Source organism: Guptibacillus algicola, from assembly GCF_020171805.1.
In the GTDB taxonomy this organism is placed as follows: domain Bacteria; phylum Bacillota; class Bacilli; order Bacillales; family Guptibacillaceae; genus Guptibacillus; species Guptibacillus algicola.
The window spans coordinates 260,341-286,663 of the sequence record NZ_JAIVAF010000001.1 but is presented as its reverse complement, the minus strand read 5'-3'; the positions used below and the strand labels follow the sequence as shown (position 1 = coordinate 286,663).

Genomic DNA, 26,323 nt, shown 5'->3' with positions numbered 1-26,323 from the left:
GGCCCGTTGAATTTCTATATAACGGTAACCAAACATGGGAAGGGGAGACGGAGCCGTGCAAAAAATTAAAGTTTGCCTTGCAGATGATAACAGGGAATTAGTTAACTTAATTGAGGAATACATGTCTCGGCAGGAGGACATCGAAGTTGTAGGAACTGCATTCAACGGTCAGGAGTGTCTTGAGGTTCTTGAGGAAGAAGAGCCAGATGTTTTAGTTCTAGACATCATCATGCCTCATCTTGATGGTCTGGCGGTGCTCGAACGGTTAAGAGAAATGAATTACACGTGTAGTGTCATCATGTTGACGGCATTCGGACAAGAGGATGTAACGAAGAAAGCAGTAGACCTTGGAGCTTCCTATTTTATACTTAAGCCTTTTGATATGGATAACCTTGCAAGTCACGTAAGACAAGTGAGTGGCAAGAAAACAACATTTACGAATAGCTCCCAATCCTACAAGCGCCCGCATAGGGAAAACAAGCCTAGAAATCTTGATGCAAGCATTACAAGTATCATTCACGAAATTGGAGTGCCAGCACATATTAAGGGTTATATGTACTTAAGAGAAGCGATTACGATGGTTTACAATGATATCGAATTGCTCGGTTCAATCACGAAAGTACTTTATCCAGATATCGCAAAGAAGTTTAATACGACTTCTTCTCGAGTTGAACGTGCGATCCGTCATGCGATCGAGGTAGCTTGGAGTAGAGGGAACGTTGAATCCATATCCAACTTATTTGGATATACGGTAAGTATGTCGAAGGCAAAACCTACGAATAGTGAGTTCATCGCAATGGTTGCGGATAAGCTCCGGATTGAACATAATTCAGATAACTACTCACACACTAGATAAACGGAAAAAAACAAAGTCGATTAGGACTTTGTTTTTTTTTGTTTATTTGATGAAAACCGTTTTTGAACTTTGTTTCGTTTGCGGTCACGATAAAAGATGAATCCACCTACAAACGATAGTCCTGCAATGAAAAACACGAGCCCCATAATAAATTGGAGGATAAGAGAAGTAAATGGAGGAATCGTGACCCCGAAGATAACATCTCTCATTAGTTTAATTCCATAAACCCCTATAATCCCTGGGATAAGTACAATAAGGAGAGCCATTAATCGCATATGATGCGCATCCTTTCTACAAATACTAATGACATTGTAGCGAAGTAGTCAGTGTGTGTCTATGTCAGGCAAGAACGCTTTTTGACAAATTTTCGAAACAAACCATGCATGATTTGTCAAAAAGTGAAATTAGTTGTATGATAAGTATGAAATAAATTGCATGCGAGAAATGCAGGTGATGAATAATTGCGCAAATGTATGATTGTAGGAGCAGGTAATGGAGGAAACGCCTTACTAAATATCTTTCGTGAGACAAAGATGTTGAATGTAGTAGCGGTCGTTGATCTTAATGAAGGAGCTCCTGGAATTGTTACAGCTAGGAAAGCAGGAATTGATGTCTACACGGACTGGAAAGTTCCACTAGCTGATTTTGAAATCGATGTCATTATAGAAGCAACGGGTGATGAGAACGTATTCAAAGAAATTCGTGAGAAGCGAAGCAAGCAAACCGTACTGATTCCTGGGTCCGTTGCAAACATTGTACTTCGTTTGATCGAAGAAAAAGAATCGTTGATCGATACGTTGCGTCATCAATCCAAATTGCAGGAAATCATACTTGATTCCACACATGATGGAATGATTGCGATAGATAAGAATGAAACTGTCACACTCTTTAATAGAAGTGCTGAGAAAGTAACTGGATTGAGCAAAGAGCAAGCTCATGGCAAGCCAGTAGGCTCATTAATGGCATCAAGCAAGCTTCCAAGAGTTTTGGCTAGCGGTCATTCTGAAGTGAACCAAGAGCAACTTTTGCCAAACGGAAAGAAAATTATCACAACTAGAATCCCAATGTTTGATAGCAATGGAGCTCGAGTTGGGGCGTTAGCAGTTTTTCGAGATATGACTGCTATAGAAGAGATGGCTCAGGAAGTAACAAACCTGAAAAGCATACAGTCCATGTTAAAAGCAATTATCCAATCATCTGATGAAGCTATATCAGTTGTAGATGAGAACGGTAAAGGGCTCATGATCAATCCTGCATACTCACGGTTAACCGGGCTAGAACAAGACGAAGTAATTGGAAAGCCAGCTACCACCGACATATCTGAAGGTGAGAGCATGCACATGCGAGTGTTGAGCTCAAGAAAGCCGGTCCGCGGGGTTCAGATGAAAGTGGGACCTAAGAAACGTGATGTCGTCGTTAATGTTTCACCTGTCATAGTGGATGGACGGTTAAAAGGAAGTGTTGGGGTTATTCATGATGTTTCAGAACTCCATTCCTTAAACAACCAGCTTCAGAGAGCTAGACAAATTATTAGGACGCTCGAGGCGAAATACTCTTTTGAAGATATCATTGGGAAATCTGAGGAAATGTCATTCTCGGTTCAGCAGGCTAAACTCGCCGCATCAACTCCAGCGACTGTGTTGTTAAGAGGAGAGTCTGGTACAGGTAAGGAATTATTCGCTCACGCCATACATAATGCAAGCGATCGAAAATTCAATAAGTTCGTAAGGGTCAATTGTGCAGCAATCGCTGAATCGTTACTTGAAAGCGAGCTTTTTGGTTATGAAGATGGTGCGTTTTCTGGTGCGAAACAGGGCGGTAGGAGAGGACTTTTTGAAGAAGCGAACGGCGGAAGTATCTTCTTAGATGAAATCGGTGAGCTTTCACAGAGTACTCAGGTAAAGCTTTTACGTGTTCTTCAAGAAAAGGAAATCGTCCGAGTTGGTGGGACTAAACCGATCTCCATCAACGTAAGAATAATCGCTGCAACTAACGCAAAACTTGAAAAGAGAATAATGGATGGTTCATTTAGGGAAGATTTATATTATCGATTAAATCGTATGCCGATACAAATTCCACCGCTCAGACAGCGAAAAGAGGATATCGATTTACTGTCGCATCATTTGATCGCTAAGATTAATCAAGACTATGGAAGAAATGTAGAAGGAATAACACCTAAGGCATTAGAGTATCTCAAACAATATGAGTGGCCGGGTAACGTTAGAGAGCTTGAGAATGTATTAGGTAGAATCGTTATCCATATGGACTCGGTTGAATCTGTTATTCAGCTTTCCCATATCCCTTCTCTATTAAGTGAGACAAAAAGTGCTGATTTGTTATCAGTAGAAAGAACACCTGAAAAATCTCTGTCTCAGCTAGTGGATGAGTTTGAAAGAAAAACCATTCAACAAACGCTTAGTTATTTTGATGGTAATAAAACTGCTACTTCTAAAGCGCTAGGTGTTTCTCTAAGGAATCTTTATTATAAAATGGATAAACATGGAATTGAATAAAATAGCATGCAAGAACTTGCGCAGTTTGAATAATTTTGCATGGTAAGAAACGTTACATTCCTAATTTCAAGCCATTTTATTATTGGCATGAAATTTGCATTATATATGGTGGTGCACAAGAAGGGAGAGACATCATGAATCTAGACAACCTATTGAAAGAGGCATCAGAAGAGACTAATAAAGTTGTAGCACTAGCTGCGGCTGCTGATAAAGAAGTCATTGAAGCAGTGAGAATGGCAGTGAATCAAAAACTTGCTTCGTTCATTCTATATGGGGATGAACACCAGATCGGTACCATTTTAGAAGAAAAGGAACTAAGTCACTCAGATGACATTCGTATTGTACATTCTCCTGATGATAAGCAATCTTGCAAAGCGGCTGTAACCGCTGTCAGAAATGGTGAGGCGGATGTTTTAATGAAAGGGATGGTTTCAACTTCAACCATTCTAAAAGAAGTGCTGAACAAAGAGTATGGACTTAGGAAAGGGAAAAGCCTTTCACATCTCGCAGCCTTCGATGTTCCTGGTTATGACAGGATGGTTTTTGTAACGGATTCTGGCATGAATATAGCACCAGACTTACAACAAAAGGTGGATATCATCAACAATGCAGTAGAAGTAGCTATAGCCATAGGAGTCGAAACACCAAAAGTGGCCCCTCTAGCAGCTGTAGAAGTAATCAATCCAGCAATGCAAGCAACACTCGACGCTGCAGCCTTAACGCAAATGAATAGCAGAGGCCAAATAAAAAACTGCGTAATCGATGGTCCATTAGCTTTGGATAATGCTATTTCCGCTAATTCCGCAAGTCACAAAGGTATCAAAAGTGAAGTAGCAGGCTTTGCTGATATTTTACTTGTACCATCGATCGAAGTTGGAAATGCATTATACAAATCACTCGTATACTTTGCTAATGCAAAAGTAGGGGGCATTATCGCCGGAGCAAAAGCTCCTATCGTGTTAACTTCGCGATCTGATAATGCAGAAAGTAAAGTCTATAGTATCGCTCTAGCAGTAAGATCAACTAATAAATAAGAACGATCAGGGAGGAAGATTTACATGGAACTATTTAAATATATGGAAACTTATGATTACGAGCAGGTAGTAGTATGTCAGGATAAAGCATCAGGTTTGAAAGCAATCATTGCAATTCACGATACTACACTTGGACCAGCGCTTGGTGGAACAAGAATGTGGACATACGATTCAGAAGGCGATGCTTTTGAAGATGCACTTCGCTTAGCAAAAGGTATGACTTACAAAAACGCTGCAGCAGGTTTAAACCTTGGTGGTGGTAAAACCGTTATTATTGGTGATCCTAAAAAAGATAAGAACGAAGCCATGTTTAGAGCGTTCGGACGCTACATTCAAGGGTTGAATGGTCGCTATATTACAGCCGAGGACGTTGGTACAACTGTACAAGATATGGATACGATTCATGAAGAAACAGAATATGTGACTGGAATTTCACCTGCATTTGGTTCTTCAGGTAATCCATCACCAGTAACAGCTTACGGCGTTTATGTAGGTATGAAAGCTGCGGCGAAGGAAGCGTTCGGTACAGACTCTCTTGAAGGCAAAACAGTTGCAGTTCAAGGTGTTGGAAACGTGGCTTACAACCTTTGTAAACACCTTCATGAAGAGGGAGCTAAACTTGTGGTAACAGACATTAACAAAGAGTCTGTTGACCGTGCAGTATCTGACTTTGGAGCAAAAGCAGTTGACATCGACGATATTTACACAGTTGATTGCGATATTTTCGCACCGTGTGCTCTCGGCGCAGTTATTAACGATAATACGATCGGGAAGATTAAAGCAAAAGTAATTGCAGGGGCGGCAAATAATCAGCTTCGTGAAACAACTCATGGTGACCAGATCCATGAAATGGGCATTGTGTATGCTCCTGACTATGTAATCAATGCAGGTGGCGTGATTAACGTTGCTGATGAGCTATATGGTTATAACCATGACCGCGCAATGAAGCGCGTCGAAGGAATCTATGACAATATCGCAAAAGTTATTGAAATTTCTAAGCGTGATGGTATTCCTACGTATGCAGCGGCAGATCGTCTTGCAGAAGAAAGAATTGAAGCAATGAAACAATCAAGAAGCCAATTCTTGATGAACTCTCAACACATTTTAAGTCATCGTAAGTAAACGGAGGGTCGAAAGTGAGTGATAAAGAATATCGACTCCTGGTAATCAACCCAGGATCAACTTCAACAAAGATTGGTATTTTTGATAATGAGCGCGCTGTGTTTGAGAAGACACTCCGTCATGACGCAGAAGAGATCAATCAATTCGATACCATTATTGATCAGTATGAATTTAGAAAAAGCACGATCTTAGAAGCTTTAGATGAAGAAGCAATTAACATTTCGCGACTCGCTGCTGTGGTTGGTCGCGGAGGTCTTCTTCGCCCTATTGAAGGCGGAACATATTCTGTAAACGAACAGATGCTTGAGGATTTGAAGATTGGTTTCTCTGGAGAGCATGCTTCTAATCTTGGAGGAATCATTGCTTTTGAAATCGCAGAGCAACTCAACATTCCTTCCTTCATCGTTGACCCTGTTGTCGTAGATGAGCTTCAAGACGTTGCGCGACTTTCTGGTGTGCCAGAGATCGAGCGAAAAAGTATATTTCATGCACTAAATCAGAAAGCTGTTGCTAGAAGAGTTGCAGCTCAGTTAAACAAAACGTATGAAGACCTTAACCTTATTGTTACTCATATGGGCGGCGGGATAACTGTCGGTGTCCACAAAAATGGGAAAGTCATCGACGTAAACAATGGTCTTCACGGTGAAGGGCCATTTTCACCTGAGCGAGCAGGAACCGTTCCTGTTGGTGATTTAGTTTCTATGTGTTTTTCAGGTGAGTATTATGCAGAGGAAATTATGAAAAAGCTAGTAGGACAAGCTGGTTTTGTTGGCTACTTAGGCACCAACGATGCTGTGAAAGTAGAACAATTAATTGAATCTGGCGATGAGAAAGCAAAGCTTGTCTATGATGCGATGGCTTATCAAATCGGCAAGGAAATTGGAGCTGCTAGTGCTGTCCTTTGCGGTGAGGTAGATGCAATCGTTTTAACCGGCGGCATGGCTTATGGAAAACAGTTTGTGAAACAAATAACCGACCATATTAAATGGATCGCTGACGTAGTCGTGCATCCTGGGGAAAATGAACTGCAGGCACTTGCAGAAGGTGGTTTACGTGTCCTAAGAAACGAAGAGGATGCGAAAGAATACCCAAACACGACAGTTAATTCGATGGTTTTAAAATAATCTTTTTGTAAAAGGAGAATTTGAATGGCTGAAGAGTATGACCTCGTCATTATGGGTGGGGGCACGGGCGGTTATGTAGCCGCAATTCGTGCTTCCCAACTCGGTTTAAAAACTGCGATTGTAGAAAAACGTGAACTAGGTGGCACATGTCTTCATCGTGGATGTATCCCTAGTAAGGCATTACTAAGAAGTGCTGAAGTTTTTGCGACAGCGAAACACGGAGAGAAATTTGGTGTGATGGCAAAAGAAGTAGCTCTTGATTTTAATAAGGTCCAAGAACGAAAGCAAAGCATTGTCGATCAACTTCATAATGGTGTTAAGCATCTTATGAAACAAGGAAAGATCGATGTATACGAAGGGTTTGGAAGAATTCTAGGACCATCAATCTTTTCACCTATGCCTGGAACAGTTTCCGTTGAGATGAATAACGGCGAGGAAAACCCAATGTTGATTCCAAAGAACGTCATTGTTGCAACAGGTTCTAAGCCGAGAACGTTACCTGGTCTTGAGGTTGACGAAAACTATGTGATGACTTCTGATGAAGCTCTTCATATGGAGTCTCTTCCGTCATCGATCATTATTGTAGGCGGCGGTGTTATTGGAATTGAGTGGGCTTCTATGTTATCTGACTTCGGTGTTGAGGTAACTGTCCTTGAATATGCTGATCGAATCGTTCCGACAGAAGATCACGAAGTATCAAAAGAAGCAGCGCGCTTGATTAAGAAAAAAGGCATCAAGCTTTTCACTGGAGCGAAAGTAATGGGCGATACCCTAGAAAAGGGCGATGGCGTATCGGTTCAGGCAGAACACAAAGGTGAAATGAAAACGTTTCATGCAGACAAAATGCTCGTTTCCGTTGGTAGAGAAGCTAATGTTAAGAACATTGGGCTTGAGAATACATCGATTAAAGTCGAAAAAGGTGTTATCGAAACAAATGAATATTATCAAACGGCTGAATCTCATATCTATGCGATTGGTGATGTGATTGGTGGCATGCAGCTTGCACACGTTGCCTCTCATGAAGGAATCACAGCAGTGGAACATATGGCTGATCAAGAACCAGCGCCAATGGACTACACAAAAGTTCCAAGCTGTATTTATAGTAGCCCAGAAATGGCGAGTGTAGGATTAACGGAAGAAGCTGCAAAAGAACAGGGACATAATGTGAAAACAGGGAAGTTCTTATTCAAAGCTATCGGTAAAGCGCTCGTATTTGGTGAATCAGATGGATTTGTCAAATTAGTTGCTGATGCAGATAATGATGATCTATTAGGTGTACATATGATCGGTCCTCATGTTACGGACATGATCTCTGAAGCAGGACTTGCTAAAGTTCTAGATGCGACACCTTGGGAAGTAGGACACACGATTCATCCTCACCCAACCCTTTCAGAAGCAATTGGAGAAGCAGCACTTGCTGTTGATGGTAAGGCGATCCATTCTTAATATAACTCGAATGAGGAGGTAGAAATAATGGCTAACAAGACAGAAAAACGTCATGAAGCTCTAGGGCTTACAGATGAACGTGTACTCGAAATGTACGAAACGATGTTATTGGCTCGTAGAATTGATGAACGGATGTGGCTTCTTAACAGAGCGGGGAAAATCCCATTTGTTATTTCATGTCAAGGTCAGGAAGCAGCTCAAGTAGGTACAGCTTTCGCGATGGATCCAGAAAAGGACTTCGTAGCTCCGTATTATCGTGATATGGGTGTTGTATTAACCTTTGGAATGACTGCGAGAGATTTGATGCTATCAGGATTTGCTAAAGCAGAGGACCCTAACTCCGCTGGTAAACAGATGCCTGGCCACTTCGGACAAAAGAAAAACAATATTATTACTGGTTCATCGCCTGTAACGACCCAAGTGCCACATGCAGTAGGATTTGCGCTTGCAGGTCGTATGGAAGGGAAAGACTTAGTCACATTCTGTTCTTTCGGTGAAGGGTCTTCAAACCAGGGAGATTTTCATGAAGCTGCAAACTTTGCAGGTGTTCATAAGTTACCAGTACTATTTGTTTGTGAAAATAACAAATATGCTATTTCAGTTCCTGTATCAAAACAGCTTGCTTGTGAGAAAGTGTCTGATCGTGCGATCGGATATGGGATGCCTGGAGTAACAGTTGATGGGAACGATCCATTGGCTGTATACGAAGCTGCAAAAGAAGCTGTTGAGAGAGGTCGTCGTGGAGAGGGTCCAACACTGATCGAAACGGTATCTTATCGATTGACACCTCACTCAAGTGATGATGATGATCGTGCATATCGTACAAGAGAAGAAGTTGAAGAAGCTAAGAAAAAGGATGCTGTTATTACTTTTGCAGATTACTTAAAAGAGTCAGGCGTCCTAACTGATGAAATCGAAAATGAAATCAATGAGCGTGTGAAAAAGGAAGTCGACGAAGCAACGGAATATGCAGAAAATGCCGATTATGCACCTGCTGAAGATGCTATGAAGCATGTATATGCGGAGTAAGGGGGAGTAACAATGCCAGTCATTTCATATATTCAGTCAATCACTCAAGCACTTAGAGAAGAAATGCAGCGTGATGAAAAAGTATTCGTACTCGGTGAAGATGTTGGTGTCAGAGGTGGCGTTTTCAGAGCAACCGATGGCTTATATGATGAGTTTGGAGAACAACGTGTAATCGATACACCACTAGCGGAATCAGCAATTGCTGGTGTCGGAATCGGTGCAGCAATGTATGGCATGAGGCCAGTTGCAGAAATGCAGTTCGCTGACTTTATTATGCCAGCTGTTAACCAAATCGTATCAGAAGCAGCAAAAATTCGTTACCGTTCGAATAACGATTGGAGTTGTCCAATTACGATTAGAGCACCTTACGGCGGTGGCGTTCATGGCGCGTTATATCATTCACAATCTGTTGAAGCATTATTTGCGAATGTTCCTGGATTGAAGATTGTCATGCCATCTACTCCATACGATGCGAAAGGATTGCTTAAGGCAGCAATTCGAGACGAAGATCCTGTTCTATTCTTTGAACATAAGCGTGCGTATAGACTAATCAAAGGTCAGGTGCCTGAAGAAGATTATACTCTTCCTATTGGAAAAGCTGATGTGAAACGTGAAGGGGAAGACATCACAGTCATTACATATGGCCTATGTGTTCACTTTGCTTTGCAAGCTGCTGAAAAGCTTGAAAAAGACGGAATCTCTGCTCACATTCTCGACCTACGTACAGTTTATCCGTTAGATCGTGAAGCGATCGTAGAAGCGGCTAAGAAAACTGGAAAAGTGCTTCTCGTTACGGAAGATAATAAAGAAGGTAGTATCATGAGTGAAGTTTCTGCCATTATCGCAGAAGAATGTCTGTTTGAATTGGATTCTCCAATCCAGCGCCTAGCAGGGCCTGATGTTCCGGCGATGCCTTATTCACCTCCAATGGAGAAATACTTTATGATTAACCCAGATAAAGTGGAAAAAGCAATGCGGGAGCTTGCTGAATACTAAACAAAGCGTATATTGAGGAGGTTATTGTATGGCTGTAGAGAAAATATTAATGCCTCAGTTAGGGGAAAGTGTAACTGAAGGTACGATAGAAAAATGGCTAGTGGAAGTTGGCGACACCGTCAACAAGTATGATCCGATTGCAGAAGTAAACACAGATAAAGTAAATGCTGAAGTTCCATCCTCTTATACAGGGAAAATTATAGAACTAGTTGCTAGTGAAGGGGACACATTAGAAGTTGGAGAACTTGTTTGCTATATCGAAATTGAAGGTGGAGCTTCCACTGAAGAAACGCAAGAGGAATCTACTGGACAAAAAGCAATAGAAAATATTTCAGAAGATAAAAAAGAGCAAGAAAAACAGCAAGAAGACCAACCGATGAAGAAACGTTATTCACCTGCAGTTCTTCGTATGTCTCAAGAGCATGATATTGATCTTGAGCAAGTAAATGGCTCTGGTAAAGGTGGACGTATTACTAGAAAAGATCTACAGAAGATCATCGATTCAGGAGAAATACCTGCTCCTAAGACCGAACAAAAGCAGGAGTCACAACCGAAACAGGAGTCTGCAGCAGCTGAAGCACCGAAGGCACCACAAGCACCGAAAGCTGCTCCAGAAAGCTCAGAGGTTCCTGTAGGTGAAGGAGATATCGAAATCCCTGTCACAGGTGTTCGTCGAGCGATTGCAAACAACATGCTGAAAAGTAAACATGAAGCACCTCATGCATGGACGATGGTTGAAGTCGATGTAACGAACCTAGTTGAATATAGAAACAGTGTCAAAGATGATTTCAAGAAAAAAGAAGGCTATAGCCTTACGTTCTTTGCTTTCTTCGTAAAAGCTGTTGTTGAAGCACTAAAAGAATTCCCTCAAATGAATTCGATGTGGGCTGGCGACAAAATTATTCAGAAGAAAGACATCAACATCTCGATTGCAGTTGGTACGGACGAATCACTATTTGTTCCTGTTATTAAGAATGCTGATGAGAAGTCGATCAAAGGCATTGCACGTGAAGTAACAGAACTTGCGAAAAAAGCTAAATCAGGGAAGCTTAAAGGTGAAGAAATGCAAGGTGGAACATTCACCGTTAACAACACTGGATCATTTGGCTCAGTACAATCGATGGGAATCATTAACTATCCTCAGGCAGCTATCCTTCAGGTAGAAAGTATTGTGCAGCGACCTGTTATTATGGATAACGGTATGTTTGGTGCGCGTCATATGGTGAATCTATGTTTATCTCTTGATCACCGTGTTCTAGACGGAATGATCTGTGGTAAATTCCTAGCGCGTGTGAAACAAAATCTTGAGAATATTTCTAAAGAAAACACTTCAGTATACTAAACAGAAAGGCCGTCTCATCAATGAGGCGGTCATTTTCTTTTTGAATTTAAAAACCTTTCTTGGAATTTTGTTCGTATTCGCGATACAATATATTGTAAGAGGTACCGAGTTAAGGGAGGAATTAAGGAATGTCTATGGATTTTAATTTATTTATGAATGATGTGGTAGCTACAGCGCGTGAAGAGATTAAAGCTGCTGGTTATCAAGAACTTACAACTTCAGAAGAAGTTGAAGAGGTCATGGGAAAGAAAGGCACAACGCTTGTAATGGTTAATAGTGTGTGTGGTTGCGCTGGTGGAGTTGCACGTCCAGCTGCAAAAGCTGCTATTTCTAACGAAAAGACACCAGATCATCTCGTAACCGTTTTCGCAGGACAGGATAAAGACGCTACAGCAAAAGCTCGTTCTTACTTCACGGGGTTTGCACCATCTTCTCCTTCATTTGCTTTACTTAAGGATGGAGAAATCATCAACATGGTAGAACGCCACGAAATTGAGGGAAGCGATCCTGAAGAAGTAGTAGGCATGCTACAATACCTTTTCAATAAATATTGCTAATATAAGAGGGCGACAGGCTTGGACCTGTTGCCTTTTTTCTGTCATTATTTAAGAATTTTATTTGAATTTATCATGTTTAGACTAAGTAATTTGAAGGATATTAAGGAAGTATAACAAGTTGGAAGGAAGAATATGAATTGAAATTCAAAATAGGCTATCGAACATTAAAAACAGCCATAGGTACTGGGGTCGCTATAACGATTGCACAACTTTTTTCGTTAGACAACTATGTTTCCGCTGGAATACTCACGATCCTGTGTATCAAACCTACTACGAAGCGATCGTTCCATAGCTCATGGCAAAGGTTTCTTGCTTGTTTGCTTGGAATTGTGTTTAGTGCTGCTTTCTTTGAAGGGATTGGGTATACTCCGCTTAGTATCTCATTGCTTTTATTATTCTTTATACCTGTTGTCGTCGGCATAAAGGCAACCGAAGGGGTCATTACTAGTTCTGTTATCATTCTTCATATATATAATTTTGGAACAGTAAGTTGGTCGATTGTTTTTAATGAAGTCGCAATCATTGTTATCGGTATTGGAGTCGCTCTACTGTTCAACCTTTATATGCCTAACCTTGAGAAAGACCTTTTGAAGTACAGAGTACAGATCGAGGAAAAGTTCTCTGTAATCCTTATGGAATATGCTGTGTACCTTCGAAGAGGTGAGAGTTCTTGGGATGGAAAGGAAATGTTAGAGGTTGGAGATGCCCTACAACAAGCGAAGAGCATTGCTCTTAAAGATATCGAAAACCATATGTTACGTGATGATGATAAATACTATAAATATTTTAAAATGCGTGAAAAGCAGTTCTTTATATTGGAGAGGTTACTTCCCATTATTTCTTCTCTAGATCAGACTTACATACAAGGACAGAAAATGGCTGAATTCATGGAAAGGTTGAGTGACGCTGTAAAACCACAGAATACAGCTAGAGTTTTTCTTAACGAGCTAGACGAAATGAGGGAAGAGTTTAGAAATTCACCTCTACCATCTGATCGATCAGAGTTCGAGACTCGCTCTGCTCTGCACCATTTCCTTAATGAAATTGAACAGTATTTACTTTTGAAAAGATATTTAAAACCAGGCGCTTTCCAAAAAGTGTGAATGATTTCGTTCATGTGATGCATCCTAAGTAGAAAAAGGAGTTACCGTGATGGGACATTTCGTTTTCTCGATGGTGCTTGCAATTTCGGTCATTTTCCCTTTGGGTGAGACAGTAGTTGGTGATCCTTTTGTAATCGTAAATAAAAAGACAAACCAAGTTGCTTTTATTCGGCAAGGTAGAATCGATAAAGTCTTGCCGGTCGCAACCGGGAAAGATAATAAGTTAACTCCTGAAGGAACGTTTACAATCGTCGTAAAGGCTGTAGACCCATATTATAGGAAGAAGAATATTGCTGGCGGGGACAAACAAAACCCGCTAGGGACCAGGTGGATTGGATTTGATGCGGAAGATACGGATGGAAGAATCTATGGGCTTCATGGGACAAATCGGCCTTCTTCGATCGGTAAATATGTTACCGCTGGTTGTGTGAGACTTCAGAATGAAGAGATTGAAAAGCTATTCAATGAGATTCCAATCGGAACAAAAATATTAATTACTACAAGTTCTAATTCTTTTGAAGAATTAGGAATAAGGGCAGGTGCTCTTTCGAAACCAAAAATAGAAGGTGCTGTCGTAAACTAAGACAGCACCTTCTATTTGTTTATTGTTTATTTTAGAATAACATTGCAGTAGCTCCTGCGAATAGGCTTAATAGCATAGAGATGATCATGATATACACAACGATCTTTGTTGTCTTTCGGGGCATAAAAGTCCCTCCCTCAACTGAACATTCTATCGTTATTCTACACGTATTTACCTAGTGGTACAAGTTTAAAAAAAGGTCAGCTTTTGAGTGAATTCTACATAATTTTCGATTCCAGGGAGGAAAACGCTTTCTTTATGCAGAATAGTATATAGGTTAGACATCTTAATTTCGGCAGAATGCGACTATAGCTGGACAGGGAGGAATCGGGATGACGACAGATCAGAAAGATTTTCACAAGCAATTTGAAGAATGGAAGGCGTTAACTGAAAAATTATTAACGAAATTTCCTGAGAAGAAGGAAGAGTTTGTTACGAGCTCAGGGATTGAAATAGAACGATTGGCTCATCCAAATGTGCTTGATGAGTCATATATGAAGAAGCTTGGTTTTCCAGGGCAGTATCCTTATACACGTGGAATACAACCAACGATGTATCGAGGACGGACGTGGACGATGAGACAGTATGCTGGATTTGGTTCTGCAGAAGAAACGAATCGCCGCTTTAGATATTTATTAGATCAGGGACAAACGGGCTTATCTGTCGCATTTGATCTGCCAACACAAATTGGATATGACTCAGATGACATGATGGCAAAAGGAGAAGTTGGAAAAGTAGGAGTGGCAATTGACTCTCTCTATGATATGGAAGCGCTTTTAAAAGATATCCCACTAGATAAAGTAAGTACTTCTATGACGATCAATGCACCTGCTGCAGTATTACTGGCTATGTATATCGCTGTAGCTGAAAAGCAAGGTGTTTCCCAAAGTGAAATATCAGGAACGATTCAAAATGATATTTTGAAGGAGTATATTGCGAGAGGTACTTACATCTTTCCGCCTAAGCCATCGATGAGGTTAATTACTGATATTTTTGCTTATTGTGCAGAGCACGTACCAAGATGGAACACGATCAGTATTTCTGGCTACCATATTCGTGAAGCCGGATCAACTGCTTCACAAGAACTTGCCTTCACAATTGCAAATGGAATCGCATATGTCGATGCTGCGATTGAGGCAGGGCTTGCTGTTGATGATTTTGCTCCGCGCCTCGCGTTCTTCTTCAATGGGCATAATCAGTTCTTAGAAGAAGTTGCGAAGTTTAGAGCTGCTAGAAGAATTTGGTCTAAGATTATGAAAGAACGATACGGAGCGAAAAAAGCTAAAAGCTTGCAGCTTCGTTTTCATACCCAAGTAGCAGGGTCAACGCTAACGGCTCAGCAGCCTGACAATAATATCGTCAGAGTAACGATTCAAGCGTTAGCAGCTGTTCTAGGTGGTACCCAAAGTCTTCATACTAATGCGAAAGACGAAGCTCTAGCGCTTCCTACTGAAGATTCAGCTCGAATCGCACTTCGAACGCAGCAAATTATCGCAAATGAAAGCGGCGTAACTGATACTGTCGACCCATTGGGAGGATCTTATTATATTGAGAAATTAACAGATGAGCTAGAAGAATACGTGTTTAATTATATCGAGAAAATAGATGATATGGGTGGTGCAGTGTCAGCAGTTGAGCAGGGGTATATGCAACGCGAAATTCATCAAGCTGCATACGACACACAGAAGAAAATTGAATCTGGTGAAGAAATCGTTGTAGGGATGAACAAGTATACGTTAGAAGATGAACCTAAACCTGAACTGCATCGCATTGATCCTGAGCTTCAGCGAAAACAAATAGAGAAACTTCAGGCGTTAAGAACTGAAAGAGATTCAAGTCGAGTGAGCGCTCGGTTGGAAGAGTTAAGGCAAGGTGCACAAGGGGATGCTAATTTAATGCCTCTTATTCTAGAATGTGTTAGAGGTTACTGCACGGTCGGTGAAATCTGTGGAGTTCTTAGAGAAGAATTTGGAGAATATACAGGAGTTTAACTGGGGAGTGGGATGAGATGAAGAAAATTCGTGTATTGATTGCAAAGCCAGGACTAGACGGACATGACAGAGGCGCTCTCGTGGTTGCACAAGCTCTACGAGACTATGGTATGGAAGTAATCTATACAGGGCTTAGACAAACACCTCAACAAATCGTTGCTGCAGCTATTCAAGAAGATGTAGATGCGATTGGTCTATCCTGCTTATCAGGAGCTCACAATGAGTTGTTTCCTGAAATCGTATCTATGCTTAAAGCCCGTGAGGCGGAAGATATTATCGTAGTCGGTGGAGGTGTCATTCCATGGGAAGACATTCCGTTCTTAGAATCAAAAGGAGTTCAAAAAGTCTTTACCCCTGGAACTCCTACAAAAGAAACGGCTATCTTCATTGAAAAGGCTGTTCGTGAACGAGACGGAGTCAGTGAAGAGGTGCTTACTCCTCCAAAGAAGATCGACCATATAGGGATTGCTGTTTCATCACTTGAACAAGCATTACCATTCTACGTTGATTCATTACATCTTCAACTAGAGGCGATTGAAGAAGTGGCTTCTGAGAAAGTAAAGGTTGCTTTCTTGAAGATAGGGGAATCTAGAATCGAGCTATTAGAACCTATAAATGAGGAAAGTCCAATCGCTTCATTTATTGAAAAAAGGGGCGAAGGCATCCACCATATTGCGCTGTCATCAGACAACATTGAAGATCGTCTGCAAGAGCTTTCTGCGCGTGGAATTAAACTTATTCATGATAAGCCGGTAAAAGGTGCGGGTGGCGCGAACATTGCCTTTTTACATCCGAAGTCAGCAGGAGGAGTATTATACGAACTATGTGAGAAGGATACAAAGGAGGCAGAATAATGGATATGTACGATAAAATCAATGAACTGTATGACCGTCGTAGGGAAGTAGAAATGGGTGGCGGTGATGAGCGGATAAAGAAGCAGCATGATAAAGGAAAGCTCACAGCGAGAGAACGAATTGATTTACTCGTCGATAAAGGGTCATTCGTTGAGCTGAATTCCTTTGTTGAGCATCGGTCATTAGACTTTGGAATGTCAGACCAAAAAGCACCTGGTGAAGGTGTCGTTACGGGATATGGAAGAGTAGATGGTCGTCCGATCTATGTATTTGCTCAAGACTTTACGGTATTCGGTGGAGCACTAGGCGAAATGCATGCAATGAAGATTGCTAATGTTATGGACCTTGCAGCAAGGAACGGAGCCCCTATCATTGGTTTAAATGACTCTGGTGGTGCGAGGATTCAAGAGGGTGTGGTATCATTAGACGGGTACGGACAGATCTTTTATCGAAATTCGATCTATTCCGGAGTCATACCACAAATCTCAGTAATCATGGGTCCATGTGCAGGTGGTGCAGTGTATTCTCCTGCTATTACAGATTTTGTTTTTATGGTTGAGGATACGAGCCAAATGTTTATAACGGGACCTAAAGTTATAGAAACAGTGACGCGTGAGAAGATAAGTGCAGAAGATTTGGGTGGAGCGAAAGTTCATAGATCCAAAAGTGGGAATGCACATTTCACAGGCAAAACGGAAGAAGAAGTGCTAGCTAGCGTTCGTAACTTAATAAGCTACTTACCTCTTAATAATGAAGAGAAAGCACCTATAAAGGACCATACTGAGCGGGATGATTTTTGCCCGGATTTAGCAGATATCGTACCTTTTGATTCAACTCGTCCATATGACGTTCGAACAGTTATTGAAGACGTGGTCGATTCTGGATCATTCCTTGAAGTTCAACAGCATTTCGCGAAGAATATTGTGGTTGGCTTTGCGAGGCTTAAAGGTGAAACGGTTGGTATGATATGTAATCAACCAAAAGTGATGGCTGGAGGGCTAGATATTGATTCCTCTGACAAACTGTCACGTTTCATCCGTTTTTGTGATTCCTTTAATATTCCGCTTATCACGTTTGAAGATGTTACAGGGTTTTTCCCAGGAATTAAACAAGAGCACGGTGGAATCATTAGACATGGAGCAAAAATTCTTTACTCTTATTCAGAAGCAACTGTACCGAAAATCACCGTCATCCTAAGAAAAGCTTATGGTGGAGCGTACGTTGCATTAAATTCTAAATCGATCGGTGCAGATCTAGTATATGCATGGCCGAACGCAGAGATTGCTGTCATGGGTCCTGAGGGAGCTGCGAACGTAATCTTCTCAAGGGAAATTAACGAGAGTGACAACCCAGAAGAAACAAGAGCTGCAAAGATCGAAGAGTATCGGGAAAAATTCGCGAATCCATACATAGCTGCTTCACGTGGCATGGTCGATGACGTGATCGATCCAAGAGAGACTCGAATAAAGCTCCTTGAAGCATTAGAATTGATGCGTAATAAAAAAGAAGAGCGCCCGAAGAAAAAACATGGAAATATTCCATTATAATTACCATTCTAGGAGGCCTACAGCATGATTAATGAACAACGTTTACTTGACGAGTTTTTAGAACTTGTACAAATCGATTCAGAAACAAAGAATGAAAAGCACATAGCAGGTATTTTAAAGGAAAAATTCACTTCACTCGGTGTAGAAGTAGAAGAAGATGATGCTGCGGATAAAACAGATCACGAAGCTGGTAATCTGATTTGTACATTGAAGGGTACGGCTGAAGCAGACTGTATTTACTTCACTTCTCATATGGATACTGTTGTTCCAGGAAAAGGCGTCAAACCTACTGTAGAAGATGGATATGTACGTACTGATGGTACAACGATTCTAGGAGCAGATGATAAAACAGGTCTAGCTGCTATGTTTGAGGCAATTCGTGTTTTAAAAGAGCAGAACATTGAGCATGGTACAATTCAATTTATTATCACTGTTGGAGAAGAGTCAGGTTTACAAGGTGCTAAAGTTCTTGATCCAAAAAAATTGATTGCGAAATTTGGCTACGCACTAGATAGTGATGGCGAAGTGGGTAAGATCATTACAGCTGCTCCAACACAGGCGAAGATCTTAGCTACTATACACGGAAAGACAGCACATGCTGGTGTTGCACCTGAAAAAGGTGTATCTGCTATTACAATCGCAGCCAAGTCAGTTGCTAAAATGCCACTTGGACGTCTTGACGATGAAACGACAGCAAATATTGGCCGTTTTGAAGGTGGTTCACAAACGAACATCGTGTGTGATCATGTAGAAGTGTTAGCTGAAGCACGTTCACTTGTACCTGAGAAAATGGAAGCTCAAGTAGAGAAGATGAAGGAAGCGTTCGAATCAACTGCTAAAGAAATGGGTGGATCTGTCGATCTTGACATTCAGGTAATGTACCCTGGTTTTAAATTTGGGGAGGGCGATCATGTTGTTGAAATTGCTAGAAAAGCAATGAAGCAAATCGACCGCACACCAGAACTTTTAACTAGCGGTGGTGGAAGTGATGCAAATATCATCGCAGGCCACGGAATTCCTACTGTAAACCTTGCAGTTGGGTATGAAGAGATTCATACGACGAGTGAACGTATGCCCGTCAAGGAATTGGTGAAGGTTTCTGAAGCAGTTGTTGCAATTATAAAAGAAGTTGCAAAAGGATAAATACATTCACTTCAACCGTTGGAGTGAAACATACACAAAGTAATAACTAAGGTTGTCGAGGAAGTCTCGACAACCTTTTCATATTTATATGGAAAATTTTACGTAAAAATATGTTAAACTATATTCGTGATAATTTAACAATATATTGGAAGCGGTGTTAATCATGGACTCTATTCGCACTCACAAACTATTAAACTACATGCGTGGGACCTACAAAGTACTTGAAAATGAATGGCAGAAAAATGCCAAAGAGATTGGTCTTACTCAGGCAGAACAGCATGTAATGTGGATTGTATATACCGAGACAGAGGTAACGATTACCAGAATATCTGAAGTTGGACTTTGGGATGTTTCCACAGTAATGCAAGTGTTAAAACGTTTGAAAGATAAAGGATTTGTCGTGATAGACAAGAAAGCTAGCGACCGAAGAATTTCTTATGTTAGATTAACAGAAGCAGGCTTGACGAAAATTGATGCAAGTACAAAATACTCCTATTCAGTTGGAGAATACATTGATGAATATCGAGAGAGATCAGCTGAACATGCTGCATTTCTTGATGATTTATACCAATTTCAACTTGAATTCAACAAACACTTTCATGGTAGCGAGTTTGTCAATTGGATCGAAAAACAGAAAGAACGCGACATGTAAGACGGGAATCCTTTCCTGTCTTTTTTTTTCAGGTGGGAAAATCTGTGATAGCCGATAAGCTGTCGTGCTATTCTATAGAGGAAGGAGGTTGGCGTCAGTGAGTCAAATGAACAAGCAGACTGGTGGAAGAATAATATTTCATGTTGATATGAATAGCTTTTATGCTTCAGTTGAAGTGGCTCACAATCCAGAGCTACGAGGAAAACCACTTGCTATTGCAGGAAATGTTGAAGAAAGAAAAGGAATCGTTGTTACAAGTAGTTATGAAGCGCGAAAAATGGGTGTGAAGACGACGATGCCTTTATGGGAAGCAAGAAAGCACTGCCCAGGGCTCTTAGTGATGCCACCCAACTTCCCTCTCTATCGGAGGACGTCACTCCAAATTTTTGAGCTGCTCGAGTCATATACGCCACTCGTTCAACCGGTCTCGATCGATGAAGGCTATTTAGACGTAACAGATGACTGTAGAGGAAAGAACCCTGTTGCGATCGCTGAGGAAATTCAAAAGCGTATCTTTAAGGAAATTGGCATTCCTTGTAGCATAGGCATCGCTCCTAATAAGTTCCTAGCGAAGATGGCTTCTGACATGAAGAAACCACTCGGAATCACGATTCTTCGTAAAAGACAGCTCGCTGAGCTTCTATGGCCATTGGACGTTGGAGAAATGCATGGTGTTGGGAAGAAAACAAAAGAAAAACTAAATGAGTTGAAGATTAAAACGATAGGTGACCTTGCAGAAGCGAATCCCGTACAACTCGAGTTAAAGCTTGGTATTAATGGGAAAAGGTTGCACGCCCGGGCAAATGGAATAGATGATCGTCCGGTAGATCCAGATGCGATCGATGATTTTAAAAGTGTAGGTAATTCTTCGACTTTCCCTGAAGATTTAGTCGACCGTCAAAGAGTTTATACAGCACTAACGAATCTTTCTGACTCTGTTGCGAAAAGAATGGAGCAAAAAGGGGTTCTAAGTTTCAATGTGCAGTTAACGATCCGGTATAGTGATAGAACGACAATAACGAGAAGCAGAAAATTAGAAAACCCAATTTCTAAATCAGCTGATATTTTAGAGGCAGCGAAATACCTTTTTTCGAAGAACTGGACTGGTCAACCGATACGTTTACTTGGAATAACGGGTCAACAGCTTGTCGATCGAGACGAAGCTACTGTACAGCTCGACTTGTTTTCTTTTGAAAAAGATTCTAAGCGTGCGGATCTTTATGACACCATTGGTTCGATTCGGAAGAAGTTCGGCGAAAGTTCTTTACTTAAAGGCAACCAACTAAACAAAGATGGAAGTCATAAGCTGCGTGATGAAAAGCGGAGGGGAACAAGTCTTGATCGTGATTTTCTTTGGAACTATAAGAATAAGAAATAGAACTTGTTGAGAAGGAGTTATTCTAATGTCGATTTCCTTGAAAATGGAGCACGTACAAAACGAAATTAAGAAAGTCCTTGTTGGAAAAGAAGAGCTTGTGGAACTAGTGATGATTTCATTGCTAAATAATGGAAACATTCTCCTTGAAGATGTTCCTGGTACAGGAAAAACACTTCTGGCAAAGTCCATTGCAGTGTTACTTGGTGGTGATTTCAGAAGGATACAATTTACTCCTGACGTCCTTCCGAGTGATGTAACAGGTATTGAATTCTTTAATCCGAGAGATCAGGAATTCGAAATGCGTCCAGGTCCTGTTATGACAAACGTATTATTGGCCGATGAAATTAACCGTGCAACCCCACGAACTCAATCAAGTTTGTTAGAGGTAATGGAAGAAAAGCAAGTCACGATCGAAGGAAAGACGTTACAACTCCCAAAGCCTTTCATTGTCATCGCAACACAAAACCACCTTGAATCCCAAGGGACATTTCCATTACCTGAAGCTCAAATGGATCGTTTTTTCATGCAGATGAAGAGCGGATACCCTACATTTGATCAAGAGAAGGAAATGCTTAGCATGATGAAGTATGGCATTCCTATCGACGACCTTAGCGCAGTCTTTACTCCAGAGGAAATGATAGAATTACAACATCAAGTTAACGATGTGCATATTGAAGAAATTCTAGAAAATTATTTACTTTCAATCGTTCAAGAAACTCGAAATAATGAAGCCATTGATGTAGGTGTAAGTCCAAGAGGGACACTTGCATTTATGAAAGCTGCAAAGGGGAAAGCATTTATTGAAGGAAGGAGTTTTGTTGTGCCTGAAGATATTCAGTTTGTAGCACCCTTTGTCCTAAGCCACCGCATCGTATTATCGTTAGAAAGTTCGATGAGAATCACGAAGATGCAGGCTTTAGAAACTATTCTAAAAGACATCGATGTCCCTGTTGAAGTGAGTCGAAGTGGAATGAATATTTAATGAATAAATATGAGGATATGACTTTATCTAATCTTATGCAAGTGACTTCAGCTCTAAGTTGGATCGTCCTATTAGTAGGATTATATTTGCAAAACATCCCGTTATTGATGATTTCTATTTCTTTTATCTTTATTAATACGTTTACTAAATGGTATTTAAAAAAGGTTACGACATCTGTACATGTGAAAAACAATCAAACAGTACTTAAACTTTTTCAAGGGGAAAGCTCTGAACTATCCTTCAGTATATCGAATACAGGAAAGCTTCCTATATGGAATGGAAAATTATCATTTTCATTGGATTCAATTGCAGTAGCAGAAACGGATATTCGCTTTGAAGAATCTTCTCATTTAAATGTAAATACATACAGTATTAGACTGTCACTCCCGAGAGGAGCAAATAAAACACTCACTGTACCTATACATGCAAGACATCGAGGAACGATGAAAGTGAGTCGTGTGGAACTTGTCGTAGAAGACTTATTTGGCTTTGGGTCAACAAGTTGTGAGTTGACTGATTATCGGGCTTCTGAAGTTCTAATCTATCCACAACTGAACAGAGTGAAGGAAGGTCAACAGCCATCCATTACAGCAGCTGGAACGTCAACGGTTGTTCACTCGCTATATGAAAATTTATCTGCGCCGTCTGGTGCAAGAGAGTACGTTAGTTCGGACTCTTTCAACCGCATCCATTGGAAAGCATCCGCAAAGACTTCAGAGTTGAAAACGAAGCTGTATGAGCCTTCAATCGAGATGAAATGGGTGTTTATATTAGACGTTTCAGTAAAACGTTATGGTGTCCCAGCACAAGTTTCTCAACACCTTGAAGAGTACATAAGCCAGTTAGCATTTTTATGTGAAAAAGCAACGAAGCTCGGTTACGCCTTCGAAATACATATAAATGTAGACCCGGGTGGCTCGTCTCCCTATATGATGCTCCGATCTGGAGAAGGAAGAGTCCACCTTAGTAAAGCCTTGGAGTTACTTTCCCGGATTGACAGCAGCAAGCCGATCGTTTCACATTTTCGCATGGTAGGCATGCTTAAGCAGAATTTATATAGTAGAGAATCGCTTATCGTAAGAGTCGGTGAAACTAGCATGAGTCATGCTGAGTCCTCTTTATTTAACGAGCTCGAGAAAAGAGGAAGCAAATGTTTTGAAGTGGTAACCTCTGAACATGGTGCATTTCTTAGAAAGCTTGTGAAGGGGGAAGTCATTTGAGAAAGCAACTGATAGGATCTCAACTATTCAATTATTTATCAGATATCACCCTAACTTACCTTTTATTAATGTACATGAATTTGTTTGATGATTCTAATTTGCCGATTATTCCCTTCACGGCGATGGCGCTAACTGGGTTAGGGATACTGATGATTTACTTCTACTGGTTAAGTTCAACTAATTTGAAAGAATTGTCGGGTATGAAACTATCAGTGGGAATGATACTTTTACTATTTGTCGGATGGATAAGCGGCTTACCAATCTGGCAAGCCCTTCTGATAACTTTCGCCAACAGTTGGGTGATTTATTTAAACATAAAAGAACCTGATCGGGTGTCGAACATTTCCCCCATTTTCTTTTGTTTTATAGGAGCTGTCGTTTATTATTTGGTCGCTCCCGCTAGTGAGCTGAGATCTTTCGTTTTTATCATCCCTTTTGTTCAATTTCTTTTCTTGTTATGTAGTAGAACATTTAAGCAGTTGAGAGATGAAGAGTCAACAGGGAAGAGTGCTTTATTGGCTTTTAGTACAATCGCGCTTATATCCTTCATAGTCGTAAGCGGTGTTACGGTTTTTATCACCTTAAGACCCATCATTCTTAAAGGCATTTCTACTGTTATAGGCGGGTTAAGTTATGTGATTGGATTACCGATCTACTGGCTAACGCTACTGATAACGTTTAACTCAGGAGAAGAGGACTTAGCTTCCTTTCAAGAGGCAGCGAACGGGGATCCTATCAAAACTGATTCGGTCGATCAGCTTGAAGCAACGTCTTCTTTCAATTATGAGCCTTTTCTCTATGTGTTAGTAACGATAATAATCGTCATTCTAGTCATTGTTATCATGAGAAAAAGGATTGTTTTATCATACTTTCAGCCAAGTGCTGTCACTCATACGTGGAATGAGCCGTCTACTCATGCCCCTGAAACGAATAGCAGAATAAAAAGCAAACCACCAGCGCATGTTGTCAGGAAGTTAACGTATCAGTTGGAGATAAAAGCCGTGAAATATGGCTATCAACGAGAAAAAAGTGAAACATTATCTGAATGGTATGAAAGGCTACCGGGGTATACTGATGAGCAAACAAAATTGATCAGCGTGTATGACAAAATACGGTATGCAAACGAGAGCATTACTGAGGAGGAGGTTCTTCAGTATAAAGCTCTCGTGAAGAACCTTTTACAAGAGATGAAACGATCAAAGAAGAGGAAAGAAAACGAGCAGCATTAAATCAAAAACAAGATGAGATAAAATAGGAACAGTGATCGTTCCTGTGCGTTTATAAAGGTAGCCCCATGTGAACCCTGCAAGTAGTGCAGCGGCGAGTAATAGTAAGGTACCAGCGTAGATATGTACACTAGTATAAAGAACGGTAGCTAATAGAATGGGAAAAGCCGTCGATGCTTTTTCCAATTTCCCTTGTACGAACCCTCGCCAAAATAATTCTTCGCCCGGAATAATGACAAGGATCAGGCTAACGTAATGCCATTTTTCTTTAGGAGAAATGAAATCATATAAAGACTGTAGGCTAGTGATCATCTCAGGAAATAGGATGAGCATAAATTGCTTCCCAATATAAAATAACAGGTATAAAAGCAGCCCACTCAGAGTCCCAATCAATAATTGATCGAAGGTGATTTTCTTCCATGTGGCCGATCGGTAAGATAAAATAATTAATAGCAGTAAAGAGACCGTAAATACCTGCCAGAAGACGTTTGAGAATACGAAGAAGCTCAAGAAAAGCAAAAGGTGAGCGATTAAAATGGTGGTGAGTAACCGTTTGTTTGTAAGCATAAGAGTAGCTCCTAGGATAGTAGTATACTAACTAGTTTAAAGGATGTTGCTTTTCTTTGCGAGAAACGGTATCTGAAAGGATGGGATTTAGTGGATCTTACATTTCTAGGAACAGGGGGAGGCGTACCATCTACAAAAAGGAACGTTAGCTCAATCGCATTACGCATTGAGAGCGGTGAAACCTGGCTTTTTGACTGCGGTGAAGCTACACAGCACCAAATCCTTTCGTCAACGATCACTCTAAGCAAAATCACTAAGATTTTTATTACTCATTTGCATGGTGATCACATATTTGGTTTACCTGGTTTGCTCGGTAGTCGATCCTTTCAAAGTGGAGAGTCAGATTTAACGATCTATGGACCTGTTGGGATTAAAGAGTTTATTGACTCTTCCTTGAAAGTAAGCGGGACGTACTTGCGGTATTCTCTTCATATCGTTGAAATCAATCAGGAAATGGGTATGCAACTAGGTGACTATGAGGTAGAGACTGCTTTACTTGAACACGGCATAACGAGTTTTGGATACAGGATCATAGAAGCCAATAAGCCAGGGCGCCTTGATGTTGATAAGCTCAAAAGGTTTGGTGTGAAGCCAGGTCCGTTATATAAAAAACTGAAAGCGGGCGGAGAAATAGAGCATAATGGAAGAATCATTACTGCTGACGAGGTTACGGGGCCAGTCATACCTGGACGTTGTCTCGTAATCTGTGGTGATACACGGTATAGTAAGAAAACGATCACGTTAGCACAAGGGGCAGACTTGCTCGTTCATGAAGCGACATTTTCAAAAGATAAAGAAACGCTTGCTTATGATTATTTTCACTCTACAACGGTAGAAGCAGCAAGCATTGCACGGGAAGCTGATGTAAAAAAGCTCGTCCTTACCCATATTAGTTCACGCTATCAAGAGGAAGATCTTGATCGTATGTTGGATGAGGCGAAGGAAATCTTTTCTAACACTCAGATCGTGAAGGATCATGATTCGATACATATCCCTCAGCACTCTAGTCCAAAAATTTAACTTTCTTGTTTCTAACAGTAAAAAACCTACTCCTAATG

General features: G+C 40.8%; 25 protein-coding genes. 22 read left to right on the top strand and 3 right to left on the bottom strand.

Features of this window, described 5'->3' with window-relative positions:
- The first annotated feature begins 55 nt into the window (after positions 1 to 55).
- Entirely contained in the window at positions 56 to 856 is an 801-nt protein-coding gene (spo0A, locus tag LCM09_RS01550) for a sporulation transcription factor Spo0A (protein WP_224878297.1), read from the top strand.
- Positions 857 to 876: 20 nt separating this feature from the next.
- Here spo0A and LCM09_RS01545 read toward each other — a convergent pair whose 3' ends face one another.
- Entirely contained in the window at positions 877 to 1,131 is a 255-nt protein-coding gene (locus LCM09_RS01545; RefSeq protein WP_224878296.1) for a DUF2627 domain-containing protein, read from the bottom strand.
- Between the two features lie 198 nt (positions 1,132 to 1,329).
- On the opposite strand from LCM09_RS01545, the gene LCM09_RS01540 reads away from it, so the two are divergent.
- The 11 genes from LCM09_RS01540 (at position 1,330) to LCM09_RS01490 (ending at position 13,705) form a co-directional block, all read left to right on the top strand.
- Positions 1,330 to 3,369, top strand: a complete 2,040-nt coding sequence (locus LCM09_RS01540; protein ID WP_318246478.1) for a sigma 54-interacting transcriptional regulator — start codon at positions 1,330 to 1,332, stop codon at positions 3,367 to 3,369.
- Positions 3,370 to 3,503: 134 nt separating this feature from the next.
- On the top strand, positions 3,504 to 4,403 hold the full coding sequence (gene yqiS, locus LCM09_RS01535; RefSeq protein WP_224878294.1) for a phosphate butyryltransferase: 900 nt from the start codon (positions 3,504 to 3,506) through the stop codon (positions 4,401 to 4,403).
- Between the two features lie 24 nt (positions 4,404 to 4,427).
- Positions 4,428 to 5,525 (top strand): branched-chain amino acid dehydrogenase, encoded by a 1,098-nt coding sequence (bcd, locus tag LCM09_RS01530; RefSeq protein WP_224878293.1) that lies wholly within the window; start codon positions 4,428 to 4,430, stop codon positions 5,523 to 5,525.
- 14 nt (positions 5,526 to 5,539) lie between these two features.
- The gene (buk, locus tag LCM09_RS01525) at positions 5,540 to 6,649 is read left to right on the top strand and encodes a butyrate kinase (RefSeq protein WP_224878291.1); all 1,110 of its coding nucleotides are present in this window, start codon (positions 5,540 to 5,542) and stop codon (positions 6,647 to 6,649) included.
- Positions 6,650 to 6,673: 24 nt separating this feature from the next.
- The gene (gene lpdA / locus LCM09_RS01520; protein ID WP_224878289.1) at positions 6,674 to 8,095 is read left to right on the top strand and encodes a dihydrolipoyl dehydrogenase; all 1,422 of its coding nucleotides are present in this window, start codon (positions 6,674 to 6,676) and stop codon (positions 8,093 to 8,095) included.
- Between the two features lie 27 nt (positions 8,096 to 8,122).
- Entirely contained in the window at positions 8,123 to 9,124 is a 1,002-nt protein-coding gene (locus LCM09_RS01515; RefSeq protein ID WP_224878287.1) for a thiamine pyrophosphate-dependent dehydrogenase E1 component subunit alpha, read from the top strand.
- 12 nt (positions 9,125 to 9,136) lie between these two features.
- Positions 9,137 to 10,120 (top strand): alpha-ketoacid dehydrogenase subunit beta, encoded by a 984-nt coding sequence (locus LCM09_RS01510; RefSeq protein ID WP_224878285.1) that lies wholly within the window; start codon positions 9,137 to 9,139, stop codon positions 10,118 to 10,120.
- A gap of 28 nt (positions 10,121 to 10,148) precedes the next feature.
- A complete protein-coding gene (locus tag LCM09_RS01505) occupies positions 10,149 to 11,462 on the top strand; it encodes a dihydrolipoamide acetyltransferase family protein (RefSeq protein WP_224878284.1) in 1,314 nt (437 codons plus the stop codon).
- A 128-nt stretch (positions 11,463 to 11,590) separates the two neighbouring features.
- Complete coding sequence (locus tag LCM09_RS01500; RefSeq protein ID WP_224878282.1) at positions 11,591 to 12,019, top strand: BrxA/BrxB family bacilliredoxin; 429 nt, start codon at positions 11,591 to 11,593, stop codon at positions 12,017 to 12,019.
- A gap of 137 nt (positions 12,020 to 12,156) precedes the next feature.
- On the top strand, positions 12,157 to 13,122 hold the full coding sequence (locus LCM09_RS01495) for an aromatic acid exporter family protein (protein ID WP_224878280.1): 966 nt from the start codon (positions 12,157 to 12,159) through the stop codon (positions 13,120 to 13,122).
- Positions 13,123 to 13,171: 49 nt separating this feature from the next.
- Entirely contained in the window at positions 13,172 to 13,705 is a 534-nt protein-coding gene (locus LCM09_RS01490) for a L,D-transpeptidase (RefSeq protein WP_224878278.1), read from the top strand.
- Between the two features lie 31 nt (positions 13,706 to 13,736).
- On the opposite strand, the gene prli42 is transcribed toward LCM09_RS01490, so the two are convergent.
- Positions 13,737 to 13,829: a stressosome-associated protein Prli42 gene (gene prli42 / locus LCM09_RS01485; protein ID WP_136947454.1), complete on the bottom strand. Its 93-nt coding sequence runs from the start codon at positions 13,827 to 13,829 to the stop codon at positions 13,737 to 13,739.
- A gap of 208 nt (positions 13,830 to 14,037) precedes the next feature.
- Here prli42 and LCM09_RS01480 point away from each other — a divergent pair, with 208 nt between their 5' ends.
- The 9 genes from LCM09_RS01480 (at position 14,038) to LCM09_RS01440 (ending at position 24,701) form a co-directional block, all read left to right on the top strand.
- Positions 14,038 to 15,696 carry an acyl-CoA mutase large subunit family protein gene (locus LCM09_RS01480; RefSeq protein ID WP_224878276.1) on the top strand — a complete coding sequence of 553 codons (1,659 nt, stop codon included), beginning with the start codon at positions 14,038 to 14,040 and terminating at the stop codon, positions 15,694 to 15,696.
- A gap of 17 nt (positions 15,697 to 15,713) precedes the next feature.
- The gene (gene mce / locus LCM09_RS01475) at positions 15,714 to 16,550 is read left to right on the top strand and encodes a methylmalonyl-CoA epimerase (RefSeq protein ID WP_224878274.1); all 837 of its coding nucleotides are present in this window, start codon (positions 15,714 to 15,716) and stop codon (positions 16,548 to 16,550) included.
- On the top strand, positions 16,550 to 18,097 hold the full coding sequence (locus tag LCM09_RS01470) for an acyl-CoA carboxylase subunit beta (RefSeq protein ID WP_224878272.1): 1,548 nt from the start codon (positions 16,550 to 16,552) through the stop codon (positions 18,095 to 18,097). The genes mce and LCM09_RS01470 overlap by 1 nt, the downstream gene beginning before the upstream one ends.
- Positions 18,098 to 18,121: 24 nt before the next feature.
- On the top strand, positions 18,122 to 19,240 hold the full coding sequence (locus LCM09_RS01465) for a M20/M25/M40 family metallo-hydrolase (protein ID WP_224878270.1): 1,119 nt from the start codon (positions 18,122 to 18,124) through the stop codon (positions 19,238 to 19,240).
- Between the two features lie 163 nt (positions 19,241 to 19,403).
- Positions 19,404 to 19,892: a MarR family winged helix-turn-helix transcriptional regulator gene (locus tag LCM09_RS01460; RefSeq protein WP_224878268.1), complete on the top strand. Its 489-nt coding sequence runs from the start codon at positions 19,404 to 19,406 to the stop codon at positions 19,890 to 19,892.
- Between the two features lie 106 nt (positions 19,893 to 19,998).
- The gene (locus tag LCM09_RS01455; protein ID WP_224880035.1) at positions 19,999 to 21,270 is read left to right on the top strand and encodes a DNA polymerase IV; all 1,272 of its coding nucleotides are present in this window, start codon (positions 19,999 to 20,001) and stop codon (positions 21,268 to 21,270) included.
- A gap of 25 nt (positions 21,271 to 21,295) precedes the next feature.
- Entirely contained in the window at positions 21,296 to 22,252 is a 957-nt protein-coding gene (locus tag LCM09_RS01450; RefSeq protein WP_224878267.1) for an AAA family ATPase, read from the top strand.
- Positions 22,252 to 23,472, top strand: coding sequence for a DUF58 domain-containing protein (locus LCM09_RS01445; protein WP_224878265.1), 1,221 nt, complete (start codon positions 22,252 to 22,254; stop codon positions 23,470 to 23,472). The genes LCM09_RS01450 and LCM09_RS01445 overlap by 1 nt, the downstream gene beginning before the upstream one ends.
- Positions 23,469 to 24,701, top strand: a complete 1,233-nt coding sequence (locus LCM09_RS01440) for a hypothetical protein (protein ID WP_224878263.1) — start codon at positions 23,469 to 23,471, stop codon at positions 24,699 to 24,701. The genes LCM09_RS01445 and LCM09_RS01440 overlap by 4 nt, the downstream gene beginning before the upstream one ends.
- On the opposite strand, the gene LCM09_RS01435 is transcribed toward LCM09_RS01440, so the two are convergent.
- Positions 24,669 to 25,265, bottom strand: coding sequence for a CPBP family intramembrane glutamic endopeptidase (locus LCM09_RS01435; RefSeq protein ID WP_224878261.1), 597 nt, complete (start codon positions 25,263 to 25,265; stop codon positions 24,669 to 24,671). The genes LCM09_RS01440 and LCM09_RS01435 overlap by 33 nt on opposite strands.
- Before the next feature lie 90 nt (positions 25,266 to 25,355).
- Here LCM09_RS01435 and rnz point away from each other — a divergent pair, with 90 nt between their 5' ends.
- On the top strand, positions 25,356 to 26,285 hold the full coding sequence (gene rnz, locus LCM09_RS01430; RefSeq protein ID WP_224878259.1) for a ribonuclease Z: 930 nt from the start codon (positions 25,356 to 25,358) through the stop codon (positions 26,283 to 26,285).
- The last annotated feature ends 38 nt before the right edge of the window (positions 26,286 to 26,323 follow it).

Excerpts from the sequence above, each read along its gene's own strand:
- LCM09_RS01545 (WP_224878296.1), bottom strand. The coding sequence starts at position 1,131 with ATGCGATTAATGGCTCTCCTTATTGTACTTATCCCAGGGATTATAGGG.
- LCM09_RS01540 (WP_318246478.1), top strand. The coding sequence starts at position 1,330 with ATGATTGTAGGAGCAGGTAATGGAGGAAACGCCTTACTAAATATCTTT.
- yqiS (WP_224878294.1), top strand. The coding sequence starts at position 3,504 with ATGAATCTAGACAACCTATTGAAAGAGGCATCAGAAGAGACTAATAAA.
- bcd (WP_224878293.1), top strand. The coding sequence starts at position 4,428 with ATGGAACTATTTAAATATATGGAAACTTATGATTACGAGCAGGTAGTA.
- lpdA (WP_224878289.1), top strand. The coding sequence starts at position 6,674 with ATGGCTGAAGAGTATGACCTCGTCATTATGGGTGGGGGCACGGGCGGT.
- LCM09_RS01515 (WP_224878287.1), top strand. The coding sequence starts at position 8,123 with ATGGCTAACAAGACAGAAAAACGTCATGAAGCTCTAGGGCTTACAGAT.
- LCM09_RS01510 (WP_224878285.1), top strand. The coding sequence starts at position 9,137 with ATGCCAGTCATTTCATATATTCAGTCAATCACTCAAGCACTTAGAGAA.
- LCM09_RS01505 (WP_224878284.1), top strand. The coding sequence starts at position 10,149 with ATGGCTGTAGAGAAAATATTAATGCCTCAGTTAGGGGAAAGTGTAACT.
- LCM09_RS01500 (WP_224878282.1), top strand. The coding sequence starts at position 11,591 with ATGTCTATGGATTTTAATTTATTTATGAATGATGTGGTAGCTACAGCG.
- LCM09_RS01490 (WP_224878278.1), top strand. The coding sequence starts at position 13,172 with ATGGGACATTTCGTTTTCTCGATGGTGCTTGCAATTTCGGTCATTTTC.
- prli42 (WP_136947454.1), bottom strand. The coding sequence starts at position 13,829 with ATGCCCCGAAAGACAACAAAGATCGTTGTGTATATCATGATCATCTCT.
- LCM09_RS01480 (WP_224878276.1), top strand. The coding sequence starts at position 14,038 with ATGACGACAGATCAGAAAGATTTTCACAAGCAATTTGAAGAATGGAAG.
- mce (WP_224878274.1), top strand. The coding sequence starts at position 15,714 with ATGAAGAAAATTCGTGTATTGATTGCAAAGCCAGGACTAGACGGACAT.
- LCM09_RS01470 (WP_224878272.1), top strand. The coding sequence starts at position 16,550 with ATGGATATGTACGATAAAATCAATGAACTGTATGACCGTCGTAGGGAA.
- LCM09_RS01465 (WP_224878270.1), top strand. The coding sequence starts at position 18,122 with ATGATTAATGAACAACGTTTACTTGACGAGTTTTTAGAACTTGTACAA.
- LCM09_RS01460 (WP_224878268.1), top strand. The coding sequence starts at position 19,404 with ATGGACTCTATTCGCACTCACAAACTATTAAACTACATGCGTGGGACC.
- LCM09_RS01455 (WP_224880035.1), top strand. The coding sequence starts at position 19,999 with ATGAACAAGCAGACTGGTGGAAGAATAATATTTCATGTTGATATGAAT.
- LCM09_RS01450 (WP_224878267.1), top strand. The coding sequence starts at position 21,296 with ATGTCGATTTCCTTGAAAATGGAGCACGTACAAAACGAAATTAAGAAA.
- LCM09_RS01445 (WP_224878265.1), top strand. The coding sequence starts at position 22,252 with ATGAATAAATATGAGGATATGACTTTATCTAATCTTATGCAAGTGACT.
- LCM09_RS01435 (WP_224878261.1), bottom strand. The coding sequence starts at position 25,265 with ATGCTTACAAACAAACGGTTACTCACCACCATTTTAATCGCTCACCTT.